Here is a 13,059-nt window from a genome sequence, read left to right on the forward strand (position 1 = left end):
CGTACCGCGGGACCGTGCGCGGGCCGTGCCTGTGGGAAAGGGGGGATTGTATGAGTGAGATGAATGACTTTTCAAAGGGCAGCGTCATAAAGAATATCCTGAAGCTGGCCCTGCCCATGACCCTGGCCCAGCTGATTAATGTACTGTACAATATCGTGGACCGGATATACATTGGGATGATACCGGAAAACGCCACCCTGTCCCTGACCGGATTGGGGCTGTGCCTTCCCATCATATCCATTGTCATTGCCTTTGCGAACCTGTTCGGCATGGGAGGCGCCCCGCTGTGTTCCATTGAACGGGGGCGGGGCAATACATCTGAGGCAGAGTCCATCATGGGCAATGCCTTCGTGATGATGATGGCAGTGGGGATCCTCCTGACGGCCACGGGGCTTATATTCAAACGCCCCATGCTGTATCTGTTCGGGGCCAGCGACGCAACCATAGGCTATGCGGACGCCTACATAACCATCTACCTGATGGGCAATATCTTCGTGATGACAGGTCTTGGCATGAACAGCTTCATCAACTCCCAGGGGTTCGGGACCGTGGGCATGATGACCGTGCTGCTGGGCGCTGTGAGCAACATCATACTGGACCCCATATTTATTTTTGTGTTCCACATGGGCGTCAGGGGGGCTGCCCTGGCAACCATCCTGTCACAGTTCCTGTCTGCTGCGTGGATCATCGCGTTCCTCACCGGAAAAAGGACAATCCTGCGGCTGCGCCCGTCCGCCATGAAGCTGGAAGGCGCCCGCATCCTGCGCATTGTGGGGCTGGGCATGTCCGGCTTTACCATGTCCATCACCAACAGCTCCGTGCAGATCATGTACAATGTCATGCTCCAGAAGTTCGGCGGTGACCTGTATGTTGGGATCATGACGGTCATCAACTCGGTGCGGGAGGTCATTTCCATGCCAGTCAATGGCCTTACCAACAGCGCCCAGCCGGTGATGGGGTTTAATTACGGGGCAAGGGAATACGGCAGGGTCAGGAAGTCCATTGTGTTCATGTCCGTGGTCAGCATTGCATACACGGTGGTTGTATGGCTCTTTGTACATGAATGTCCGGAATTCTTCATCCGCATCTTTAACCGGGAAGGGGAACTGGTGGAAGCGGGCGTTCCTGCCATGCGGGTGTATTTCTTTGGATTTTTCATGATGTCCCTCCAGTTTGCGGGCCAGGCCGTGTTCGTGGGGCTTGGAAAATCGAAGAATGCGGTGTTCTTTTCCATTTTCCGCAAGGTCATCATTGTCATTCCGCTGATTCTGATCCTGCCGTCCGTATTCAATCTGGGTACGGCGGGAATATTAATGGCAGAGCCAATCTCCAACTTTATCGGCGGTACGGCATGTTTCGGGACCATGATGCTCACGGTGTGGCCGGAGCTAAAACGCGGGGCGAAGGAGAAAACCAACCAATGAAGAGAAATGTACTTAGGATAACGGCAGCACTTGGGGCGGCGGCCTTTCTGTTCACCACCGGATTTGCCAGGGCGGAAGACCATGCATCCGGCAAGGCGGGATATTTAAGGTCCGCCACCTATTATTCCGATGACTGGGTCATCAATTTCTGGAACAGTGAAAGCAGCCGTATGGATGAGGAACTGGCGCAGATTGCCGAAGACGGGTTCAACAACATCATCCTTGTGGTGCCTTGGAGGGAGTTCCAGCCGGACACATCGCCCTGCACCTATAACAGCTATGCATGGGATAAGCTGGACCGGGTCATGGAAGCCGCCGCGGACCAGGGACTGAGCGTCATGCTGCGCGTGGGGTATACATGGGATTATTACGGAAGGGATAATGTGCTCTCCCGCTACCGGGGGCTTATGTATGACGGGGAGGTCCGGGACGCCTGGATGGAATATGTGGGCCGTCTTTATGAACGGGCCTCGTCCCATGGGAATTTCTGCGGGGGCTTCATCACATGGGAGGATTTCTGGAACTTTACGGACACCAGCGCCAGCCTGGGAAATAAAGCCAGCGGAAAGAAAATGGCCAGGCAGTGCGGCTATACGGAGTATGCCGGGGAACATTACACCCTTGAGGAACTGGAGGACATATACGGGCATTCCCTGGAAAGCTATGACGACCTGTATTTTCCGGAAAAGGATTCCTATGCCAGGAAGATATTCTTTGAGTTTTATGATGATTTCCTCAATGGACTGCTGGCTGAAAGCCAGGAAGCATTTCCCGGCCTTTCCATGGAGGTACGGCTGGATGTGGATCCTGTGGAACACGGGGACGGGTCGCTGGAGGGATTCATGCATTCATCTACCTTCCCATGCGGGGATGCAGCCTATACAAGCACCATGTACAGCGTGCCAATGGGCTTTTTGAATGAACATGAAAGGGTTACGGCAGAGGAGGTCCTGGAGAAACTTCCCGTGTTCATGAACCGGCTTCACGTGTACAGCGGCGGAAAGCCGGTGTACATCGACCAGTTCCTTTTCACGGACAACACAGTGGGATATGAGCACAACGCCCAGCTGATGGACGACCAGAAGGCACTGTTCCTGGAGAAGGCGGCCCCTGTCTTAAAAAGCATGACCATGGGATACGGCATATGGACATACCGGGATTACGGCGACAATAAGCTCTACAATGCCCAGTTCGGGCTGGGACAGGAAGGCTGGAGGTTTTCTGGCGGCAGCAGCGTGGTCACGCGGGACAGCACCAGGCAGGCCATGATCCCGGGCGGCGCAGGCATTTACCAGGATATCGGAAACCGTATGACAGGCACAACAGGAAAGGATACACATGTAAGGTTCCTGGCGGAAAGCGAGGGCAGCAGCCAGCTGTCCGTCAGCGCGTTAGGGCGTACCAGGACCTTGGAGGTAAAGGGCGCGCGCACGGTTGAGCTGGTTTTTGAAAATTGCAGCGCAAAGGATTTCTCCATCAGTGTCAGCGGAAGCACCGCCTATGTGGATGACGTCCAGGTATTTACATTCACGACCCAGGGCGAACTGTACCAGATGGACGGTTCCGAGGGAAGCTGCATTGAAGCGCTCCGTCTAATGAATCAAAATCTATAAAAAGCGCATACTATCCTTGTCATCGGTAGACGTTTAAACCATGAGAAGGAGGAAATGATCATGACTAAGCTGGAATGTAGCGTTAAGAACTGTGTGCACAATGCGGATAACTGCTGCTGCAAGGCGGCCATTGCCGTGGACGGGAACAAGGCAAAGGAAGCTGAGCAGACATGCTGTGCAAGCTTTGACGAGAACAAGGGCGGAAGGTTCACCAACCTGTTTAAGACTCCTGAGACAAGGCTCGATATTGCCTGCGACGCCGTAAAATGCATTTACAACGAGGAGCACCGCTGTACTGCTGAGCGCATTGACATCAGCGGGGACGGGGCCTGTGAATGTACGGAGACCAGGTGCAATACATTTAAAGCAAAATAAGATTGGCTTTGGCTGCAGATTGAGGCTGCCATACCGGAAGGATACGGTATGGCAGCCTCAATTTTCTGTTTTTCACGAAATTCCGGTTGCCAAGGGACAGGATTAAGGGCCGGAATGTGTGAACTGCTTGCAAATCAGGGCGTTTTATCATATAATAATCTGGATAAGGGTCCAAGATTTTTGCCTTGGGAAAAGAGGAGATGAAGCATATGAGCCGCAGCACAGCCGGGAGGATTGCAGGTATATGGTGCATTGCCATGCTGTTGGGGGCATTGACAGGCTGCAGCAGTCAGGCAACAGAGGAAAAGACCGTGATCAGGGTTCTCTATTTAAGCAGCTTTAAGGAGGTGGAGGCACTGGTTGAGTCCACCTATGACGATATTGACCTGCAGGTGGAGATATCGCCTTATTCCAGCGAACAGCTAAGGCGCCTGGAACGGGGCGTGGGTCCGGACCTGGTGGTCACCATGCAGCCGGATTCCAATATGGTGGAAAAATATCTGCTGGACATCAGCGATACAAAGGCCAGTACGGCGTATGACGGCACTGTCATGAACGCCTCCAAACTGGATGGGAAGACATATCTGATCCCGCTGCCCGGTGTGTACAGCGGATATGTGGTCAATGAAACCATGTTTGAGCGGGCAGGCCTGCCATTTCCCACAAGCAATGAAAACCTGGTGGACTCCCTTTCCAGGCTGAAGGAAAAAGGAATCGGCATCGGGGAAGATGATATTAATTTTTCAATCATGAGTGATTATAACACGTCGGTGGGCATGTTTTACGTGGGTTGCATGGTGCCTGATTTCCTGGGGACCGTTGAGGGGGTTAAGTGGCTGGCGGATTTTAAAAATAAAGAAGCGTTCTTTTCCGGGGTCTGGGAACAATGCTTTTCGCTGTCGGATTCCCTGGTGGAGGCCGGTGTCATGGATCCTGTCGCCATTGCCCGGCAGCGCAATTCAATACTATGCAAACAGCGTTTAAGCAACGGTACCCTGGCAGCGGCTTTTGGGGATTCGGCATTGTACTATGAATGTATTGAAGCCAACCGGAAAGAGGCAGAGGAGGGGATTTCGGAGGCATATACCTACCGGATGCTTCCGCTTTTCAGCGATGAAGGGAATAAGCCCTGGTTTCTGTTTTCACCCTCAGCCCTCATGGGTATTAACAATGCCGCCAGCCAGGAAAAACAGGATGCCTGCAAGCGTATACTGGACCTGCTTTCAACGCCTGAGGGGCAGGACGCCCTGATTAAGGATTTGGGGGCAGGCATGTCCTGCCTGCGGGATTACAGCCAGCAGAAGGATCTGATCCCAAAGGGCGTGGAAGGATATGTGGAATCAGGATACATTTACAATGTCCTGTTCCCAAGTAAAACCGTGGAATACCTTGGCGGTTACGTAAGGAAAATCATGAATGGGACATGCTCTGTGGAGCAGGCATTACAGGCAATCGACCAGTTTTACTGCGAGGGGACGGACCAATCTGCCTACGATTTCACTGTCATCGGAACTGTAAGCCATGACCTGATGGCGCAGGATTTTAATGTGCGGCGTGGCGAGACCGAGATTGGGAATTTCATAGCGGATTGTGTTGCCCAGGCATCCGGGGCACCGATAGCGGTGGTCAATGGAGGCGGGATCCGCGCCAGCTTTTATCAGGGTGTGGTCTATGGCGGGGATATGGCAGCGGTATGCCCCTTTGACAACCAGGTCATTGTTCTGGAAATGGACGGCAGGACCGTGTGGGATATGCTGGAAAACGGTGTGTCTGCCTGCACGGATGAGTTTCCCGGCGGCCGCTTTTTACAGGTCTCAGGTCTCAGGTATACCTTTGACAGCAGCAGACCTGCCGGAACCAGGCTTGTAAGCGTGACATTGCCGGATGGTCAGGATCTGGATTTAAGTGCGGACTACCAGGTGGCGGTCACGGACTATATGGCCGGTGCAAAGAGTTACGCTGAAGGCAACGGGGACGGATATACCATGCTCAACTGCTATGACGCCGGCCTGCCGAAGGGCAATGTGGAACTGGTAAAGGAAACAGGGCTGTATTACCGCGATGCCATGTCGGCTTATTTTGAACAGCACAGGGACATCGTGGCAGATCCCCGGTTGGAAGGAAGGATCTGCGATTTAGGGCAGGACGGATAGACAGACAGGCCTCCTGCGCGGAAAGGATAGGTGCCATTGATGACTCACAACAAGAGGAATGGGGAATACCGGATACCGCTTTTTGTTTCCGCGCTGCTTCTGATGGTGGCTGTCCTCTGTGTGTTTGCGGTTAATGTGTATAAAAAAGAGTCAGAACGCACCGTGACAAATATCAGTAAGGTTTACTTACAGGAAATGGCCGCCCAGATCGGCAGGCATTTCAAAACCAACCTGGACAGCCAGTTCTTCCAGATCCGCACCATTGCCAGTGCAGTATCTAAGGATGACTTAAAGGATGAGGAGAGCCTGGAACGTTTTCTGTCGCAGGTGCTGCTGGCGGACAATGACTTCACGCACGTGGCAGTCATCAGTGATAAGGGAATCGCCTATTCTCCCAGCGGCCCGGTTCCGGCCATGTCGAAAATCTCCGGTCTTGATAAGCTTCTGGCCGGTTCGCAGGAATTGATTTCCGTCAATGAATCAATCTGGGAAAGCGATACAATCCTGCTCGGCACACCCATAAGCCCCTTGCCGTTTAAAGACGGACAGCTGGTTGCCTTCATTATCGGAATCCCCACTCCTGACATGGGGGCAAAGCTGGGACTGGACAGTGAGAAGGAAACGAATTCCTCTACCAATATCATAACCAGGAACGGGGACTTCGTGATTAAGAGCGCCTTTTCAGAGGACGTGCTATACGGTTCCAACCTGTTTACAATCTATGGCCAGCAGGCTGTTTTTGATGAGGGCTATGACCTGGAGGGAATACGCACGGCGGTCAGGGCAGGGGAAAGCGGCATGACGCTGCTTACCGTGGGCAACCGCCATGATTATATTTATTATATGCCGATTCAGGGAACGGACTGGTATATGGTTACCAGCATGGCATACGAGATAGTGAACCGGCAGATTTTATATCTCAGCCAGTTCATGGTTACTGTATGCGTGGGTATTTTCCTGATCATACTTACGACGGTCCTTGCATTCTTTTTATTGCTGAGGCACAGGGAAAAGCTCAGCAGTGAACTTCTTCTTGCGGAAAAAGAGCGGGCAGAGGCGGCCAACAGGGCCAAGAGCGACTTCCTGTCCCAGATGTCCCACGAAATCAGGACTTCGCTCAACGGAATCATGGGCATGGCGGAGCTTGGAAAAAGCCATACAGGGGAGCCGGACAGGATGCGCAATTGCCTGGATAAGATCACGCTTTCATCAACACACCTTCTTTCCCTGATCAACGACATACTGGACATGTCCAAAATCGAAAGCGGGAAAATTGAACTTCATATGGAACGGTTTGATCTGGGACAGCTTCTGCGTGCCCTGACAACCGTGTTCCATGTGCAGGCGGTCAGCCGTCAGATTGATTACCATATTTTCCTTTACGGGGAGATAGAGGAATATCTGACAGGGGATTCGCTCCGTCTGAACCAGATCCTGACCAACCTGCTGTCCAATGCATTAAAGTTCACGCCTGCACAGGGGCAGGTCAGCCTGAACGTATCGGAACTGCGGCGTGATGAAAGCGGGATATGGCTCCGTTTTGAAGTCAGGGACACCGGACGGGGGATTGCCCCGGAGAATATTGACCGGGTGTTTGAGGTTTTCACACAGGAAAACAGCGGAATTGCCCGCCAGTACGGCGGGACCGGGCTGGGCTTGCCCATTACGAAGAACTTTGTGGAAATGATGGGCGGCTCCATAACCGTTTCCAGCAAGGTAGGCGCCGGCAGCATATTCACGGTTGATATACCCTTTGCCTATGCAGGGGATGAGGGGGAACGGGATGCGGATTACTGCGGCAACGGCCAGCCGGTCCTGGTCATGAATCAGGTTACGGAATTGGAAACACATCTGGCTGCCCTGCTGACAAAGGAAAGGTTCGTGGCTGACAAGGCGTCCACTGAGGATACTGCCCTGCGCATGATGCGGGCGGCCGTGGAAAACGGGAATCCATATGAATTGTGCTTTATAAAGTGGGATTTTTCGGAAGATATGAAGCGTTTTACTGAAACTCTCCGAAAAACAGGGAAAAATAGCAATCTTAAAATCATCCTGACAGGACAGGACCAGGATGAACTGGACGATGCCGCCGCATTATGTGATGCCGATGCAACCCTGTGCCGGCCTGTATTCCATTCTGACCTTGCCGGGCTTATGACGGAGTTCAGGGCCCGGGCGCAGGGAAAGGGAATCCCGGAACAATCCGGCGGATTGAACGGGGAACAGGTTCTGGTGGTGGAGGATAATGAAATCAACCTGTATATTGCAGTGGCCCTTCTGGAGGATGCAGGGGCCATTGTCACCACGGCCAGTAACGGGCAGGAGGCGGTAAAACGGTTCCGCGAAGCCCCGGAAGGTTTCTATAAACTCATACTGATGGATGTGCAGATGCCGGTTATGGACGGTTACAGCGCGACGCGGGCCATCCGCGCGCTTCCCCGCTCCGATGCAAAACGCGCCATCATCATCGCGATGACGGCCAATTCCTTCCATGAGGATATCCAAAAATGCCTGGACAGCGGCATGGATGCCCATATTGCAAAGCCCTTTGTCATGAATGATATTTACAGTACATATGCAGAGGTCTTGGATGAAAAGGACATGATTGATGAAAGGGAACAATGATTTGAAATACGAGATGATGATGTATGAGAGGGTATACCGGATTTTAAAAAATAAAATAGAAAGCGGCCTGCTTCCGGCCGGGTCCAGCCTTCCCTCCCGCGCGGACCTGCGCCTGGAATTCGGGGCTTCGGAAAAGACAATCCGCCGTGCCCTTAACATGTTAAAGGAAAAGGGATTCATCGAAACCGCACAGAGGAAACGCCCTGTGGTGGCCGGTCATATAAGCACGGGACATCTCGCCACAACCCTTGCCTTAAAAAGAATTGACACTGACATCACCAATGATGTGCTGAAAACAGGCGTGCTGCTGTGTTATCCGGTGATTAAAAAGGGAATCGCCCTTTGTGGACAGGCTGACCTGGACATTCCGCGCAGGATCCTGGAAAACATGGACCCCCAGGATCCGTCAGGGTTTTGGAAACTGTCCAAACAGTTCTTGCGGTTCTTTGTTGCCCGCAATGGGAATGCCCTGGTTTTGCAGGCAGTGGACAGCCTGGGCCTGTCCGACTTGAAACCCCTGCAGGACAGCCTGGAAGCCAGGATTAGATATTACGGACAGCTGCGGGAGCTGATGCATGCCATTGAAACCGGAGGCGCACCGGAAAGCGTCCGTTTTGATGATATGTCCGGGATGTATGGGCTGACGGGCAAAAGCCGGCCGGCCTTTAAGGTTGCCTCCGACTCCGCGGTCCTTCTTGGCAGGAAGCAGCTTGAAAAGATGCTGCAGGGAGCCGAGGTACGGTATTCTGCGGTGTATATGGATCTTATGGGGCTGATTGCGGCGGGACGCTACCAACGCGGGGACCAGCTTCCTTCCCACAAAGAACTTCAGGAAATTTACGGCGTCAGTGTTGACACGACCCTTAAGGCGGTACAGATCCTGCAGGAATGGGGTGTCGTGAAGACCGTCCGGGGCAACGGTATATTTGTGGAGATGGACCGGAACGATATCCGGGACGTCCATATACCTCCACGCCTGATTGCTTACCATGTCAGGCGCTATCTGGATACCCTGGAACTTCTGGCCCTGACAATCGAAGGCGCCGCTGCCTGCGCGAAAGCCCATATCACCAAGGAAGGACTGCAGGCAGTGAAGGCGGAGATAGACCGCCAGTGGAATGAGGATTATCTGTATGAGCGCACGCCGGCCATCCTTCTGGATTTCATTGCCAGCCACATAGGCATAGATGCGTTCGGCGCCATTTACATGTTCCTGCAAAGGGATTTTAAGATTGGCCGCAGCATTCCGGGCCTGCTGGACACGGAAAAAATAACCGTGAACCGCCAGGTCCATGAACAGTGCGTGGAAGCCGTTGACTCGCTTTCCATGGGGAATGAAGGGGGATTCCCTGAAAAATGCGCCCGGCTATTTGATGCCATACGTCACCTGGTAATTGGGAAATGCCAAAGCCTGGGATACTATGAGGCTGCAATGGGCGTCTATGACGGAACAGCGCTATGGAAGTAACCTGTAAAAATAACCTGTAAAAAAACATTGACAAACGGTCCGGAATGTAGTAAAGTAATAAAAGTTGTGAGAACGACTGACAGGAAAGCAGGTATCCGCCTCACCCTGGCACGAGTAAGTGACCCGGGTTCATAGATGAAGTGATGTGCTGTAGCATTTCCATGGGAGATGGGTCAGCAGATGATTTTATGTGTGTTAAGAGTGGATGGTCTGACTGTCCGCTTTATTTTTTGCCCTGGAGACAAAAACGGGGCGTGCTGATTCCTGAACATATTGACTTATTTATTATGGAGGTGTACGACCATTAGCGAATTAATGATTAACGAACAAATCAGAGACAAGGAAGTAAGACTGATTGGCGAAGACGGAGAGCAGTTAGGCATAGTCCAATTTAAGGACGCACTTAAGATGGCTCAGGATGCTGAGCTTGACCTGGTAAAGATTGCGCCTACCGCGAAGCCGCCGGTATGTAAGATTATCGACTACGGTAAGTACCGTTATGAGCTGGCACGCAAAGAGAAGGAAGCCAGGAAGAAACAGAAGGTAATCGAGATAAAGGAAGTTCGTTTGTCCCCCAATATTGACACCAACGACCTGAATACAAAGGTGGGGGCTGCCAGGAAGTTTTTAGAGAAGGGTGATAAGGTGAAAGTCACACTCCGTTTCCGCGGACGTGAGATGGCCCACATGTACAAATCCAAATACATCCTGGATGATTTCGCTGAGAGTCTTAAGGACATTGCAGTAATTGATAAGCCCTCTAAGGTAGAAGGAAGAAGCATGGTAATGTTTTTAACTGCAAAACGTTAAAATAGAAAGTTTTAAGGAGGAAATTAATATGCCAAAGTTAAAAACCAGCAGAGCAGCAGCAAAGCGCTTTAAAAAGACAGGAACCGGTAAGTTAGTCCGCAATAAAGCTTACAAGTCTCACATCTTAACTAAGAAGTCCACTAAGAGAAAGAGAAATCTTAGAAAAGATATCGTTACCGATGCTACCAACTCAAAGGTAATGAAGAAGATTTTACCATATCTGTAAGTTGAATTGTAGAAGGAGGAAATACCGATGGCAAGAGTTAAAGGCGGTTTAAATGCAAAGAAGAAACACAATAGAGTCTTAAAGATGGCAAAGGGCTACAGAGGCGCCCGTTCCAAACAGTATAGAGTAGCAAAACAGTCCGTAATGCGCGCACTGACCAGCTCCTACGCAGGCAGGAAAGAGAGAAAGAGACAGTTCAGACAGCTGTGGATTGCACGTATCAACGCAGCAGCACGTATCAATGGCCTGTCCTACAGCAAGTTCATGTATGGCTTAAAGTTAGCTGAGGTGGATTTAAACCGTAAGATCCTGTCCGATATGGCTATCAATGACGCTGAGGGATTTGCAAAGTTAGCTGAGCTGGCTAAATCCAAGATTGCTTAATTATCTGCATAATTGAATCTGTAATCATAAAAGGTGCTGTAAACCGATGGCGGGTAACCGCGTGAAGGGCTGCAGCACCTTTGTTTGTTACCTGGCCTCCGATAAGGTGGACAGGACGGCCTTTATATCCGGTTCATTGGCCTGGTCTGAGACAGCGGCAAGGACGGCGTAGTAGCTGCCCATGCTCCGTACATATAGGTAACCGGACAGGGAACCGGACTGGGCAGGAGGGAAGTAAAAGCGCAGGAACTCAAGGTTCCCTGCCTGCACTGCTTCAATCCTGCCGCCTTCCTCCAGCGTGTGGGAACCGCCCTGGAACATGTTCAGGAAAGCCATGGCCTGGTCCGCGGCATCCCCTTCTTTGTTGGGGGCGTAGAGAAGCATCACGGCGCAGTTTTCATTTTTCATGGACAGCATGTCCAGGAAGGCGTCCGGGCCTGCAAGCCGTGACAGGGAAGAGGAATCGTAATTAATGAATCCCTGGGGAACGGTAAGGCGGATATTGGACCAGTCATTGACAAAGGTGGAACCTGTCCAGCGGCCCATCACAGGTGCCTCCCCGGCCTGGACAGTCATTGCGCCGCTGCGGTCAAAGGTGTAGGGGACATTGTCAATGGTCATGGTGGTGTCCGATACCATGGCCCCGTCCGGGCCGAGATAGTACCAGATTCCCTCCTTCTGCTGCCATCCTGTGAGCATGTAGCCGTCCCGGTCAAACAGATACCATGTCCCGTCTATCTGTTCCCATGTGTCTGCGGGATAGGACCTGTCCTCCCTTTCATACCAGTATCCGGTGCTGTTAAGCTGCCATCCTGCGGCAAGGGAAGGGACGGCCCACATGACGGAGAGGGCCAGGGCGCCTGCCAGGGCAGTGATGGATCTGCATATCCTCATATTACTCCTCCTTCTTATTTTATGATATGAACATTATATGAAGGGGAATGGGGAAATACAACCTGTACTTATCATATGCGGCATATCATATGTATGGGAGGGAATACCAAGATTACGGATGGGAGGAAAAGAACATGAAGAAAGCTTTATTTTATGGAATACTGGCATCGTTTTTCTTTGCCTTTACATTTATACTGAACCGGAGCATGAACCTGGCCGGAGGATACTGGCTGTGGTCGGCCTGCCTGCGGTACCTGTTCACCCTTCCCATGATGGCGCTTATGCTTGCGCGGGAGAAGGGGGCTGTGACAGAGGTACTGAAGGCAATCAGACACAGGCCTGGAAGCTGGTTTTTGTGGAGCACGGTGGGGTTCGGGCTGTTCTATGCCCCGCTCACCTTTGGCTCCGTGTTCGGGGAGTCCTGGCTGGCGGCGGCCACCTGGCAGCTGACCATTGTGGCGGGGGTGGTCCTGACACCCCTTTTTGGAAAAAGGATCCCGGTTAAGAACCTGGCCTGGTCCATGTTCATCCTGGCCGGTATATTCTTTCTCCAGGTGCCCCATATGGAACAGACGGACGGGAGGACGGTGTTCCTTACCCTGGCCCCCATACTGGTGGCTGCATTTTCCTATCCCCTGGGGAACCGGAAGATGATGGCGCTGTGCCCGCCGTCCATGACGACCATTGGGCGGGTGGCCGGCATGACGTTCTGCAGCATGCCCTTCTGGCTTCTGCTGTCCATATTGGCGGCGGTGCGCACGGGGATGCCGGGACGGGGACAGGTGCTTCAGTCCGTCTGTGTGGCCCTTTTCTCCGGCGTCATAGCCACGGTCCTGTTCTTTAAGGCAACCGATATGGTGAAGCACAATCCAAGGCATCTGGCCGTGATTGAGGCCACCCAGTGCGGGGAAGTGGTATTTACCCTGCTTGGAGGCATTTTCCTGCTGCATGACGGGGTACCGGATGCAGTGGGGCTGGCCGGGATTGCCGTGATCGTGGCTGGCATGATCGGCAACAGTTTGGCGGCCGGCGGGGAGGATTAGGTTAGGATTCCGTTAAGAAATGCGTAATAATTATTATTTTGCAT

General features: G+C 52.3%; 11 protein-coding genes. 10 read left to right on the forward strand and 1 reads right to left on the reverse strand.

Annotated elements, in window-relative coordinates:
* Positions 1–50: 50 nt before the first annotated feature.
* The 9 genes from MCJ35_RS04050 (at position 51) to rplT (ending at position 11,078) form a co-directional block, all read left to right on the forward strand.
* Positions 51–1,424, forward strand: a complete 1,374-nt coding sequence (locus tag MCJ35_RS04050; RefSeq protein WP_025482850.1) for an MATE family efflux transporter — start codon at positions 51–53, stop codon at positions 1,422–1,424.
* The gene (locus tag MCJ35_RS04055) at positions 1,421–3,037 is read left to right on the forward strand and encodes a glycoside hydrolase family 113 protein (RefSeq protein WP_025482849.1); all 1,617 of its coding nucleotides are present in this window, start codon (positions 1,421–1,423) and stop codon (positions 3,035–3,037) included. The genes MCJ35_RS04050 and MCJ35_RS04055 overlap by 4 nt, the downstream gene beginning before the upstream one ends.
* 60 nt (positions 3,038–3,097) lie before the next feature.
* The gene (locus MCJ35_RS04060; protein ID WP_025482848.1) at positions 3,098–3,412 is read left to right on the forward strand and encodes a DUF1540 domain-containing protein; all 315 of its coding nucleotides are present in this window, start codon (positions 3,098–3,100) and stop codon (positions 3,410–3,412) included.
* Between the two features lie 209 nt (positions 3,413–3,621).
* On the forward strand, positions 3,622–5,565 hold the full coding sequence (locus MCJ35_RS04065) for an extracellular solute-binding protein (protein ID WP_025482847.1): 1,944 nt from the start codon (positions 3,622–3,624) through the stop codon (positions 5,563–5,565).
* Between the two features lie 39 nt (positions 5,566–5,604).
* Complete coding sequence (locus MCJ35_RS04070; RefSeq protein ID WP_034576172.1) at positions 5,605–8,190, forward strand: ATP-binding protein; 2,586 nt, start codon at positions 5,605–5,607, stop codon at positions 8,188–8,190.
* Positions 8,174–9,658 carry a GntR family transcriptional regulator gene (locus MCJ35_RS04075; protein WP_034576170.1) on the forward strand — a complete coding sequence of 495 codons (1,485 nt, stop codon included), beginning with the start codon at positions 8,174–8,176 and terminating at the stop codon, positions 9,656–9,658. The genes MCJ35_RS04070 and MCJ35_RS04075 overlap by 17 nt, the downstream gene beginning before the upstream one ends.
* Before the next feature lie 315 nt (positions 9,659–9,973).
* Positions 9,974–10,468, forward strand: coding sequence for a translation initiation factor IF-3 (infC, locus tag MCJ35_RS04080; protein WP_008722378.1), 495 nt, complete (start codon positions 9,974–9,976; stop codon positions 10,466–10,468).
* Between the two features lie 28 nt (positions 10,469–10,496).
* On the forward strand, positions 10,497–10,694 hold the full coding sequence (gene rpmI, locus MCJ35_RS04085; RefSeq protein WP_002565216.1) for a 50S ribosomal protein L35: 198 nt from the start codon (positions 10,497–10,499) through the stop codon (positions 10,692–10,694).
* A 27-nt stretch (positions 10,695–10,721) separates the two neighbouring features.
* Positions 10,722–11,078 (forward strand): 50S ribosomal protein L20, encoded by a 357-nt coding sequence (gene rplT / locus MCJ35_RS04090; protein WP_008722392.1) that lies wholly within the window; start codon positions 10,722–10,724, stop codon positions 11,076–11,078.
* Between the two features lie 87 nt (positions 11,079–11,165).
* On the opposite strand, the gene MCJ35_RS04095 is transcribed toward rplT, so the two are convergent.
* The gene (locus MCJ35_RS04095) at positions 11,166–11,972 is read right to left on the reverse strand and encodes an N-acetylmuramoyl-L-alanine amidase family protein (RefSeq protein WP_025482841.1); all 807 of its coding nucleotides are present in this window, start codon (positions 11,970–11,972) and stop codon (positions 11,166–11,168) included.
* Between the two features lie 134 nt (positions 11,973–12,106).
* On the opposite strand from MCJ35_RS04095, the gene MCJ35_RS04100 reads away from it, so the two are divergent.
* Entirely contained in the window at positions 12,107–13,015 is a 909-nt protein-coding gene (locus MCJ35_RS04100) for a DMT family transporter (RefSeq protein ID WP_025482839.1), read from the forward strand.
* The last annotated feature ends 44 nt before the right edge of the window (positions 13,016–13,059 follow it).

It is taken from the genome of Enterocloster sp. OA13, assembly GCF_022440595.1.
GTDB classification, from domain to species: domain Bacteria; phylum Bacillota; class Clostridia; order Lachnospirales; family Lachnospiraceae; genus Enterocloster; species Enterocloster hominis.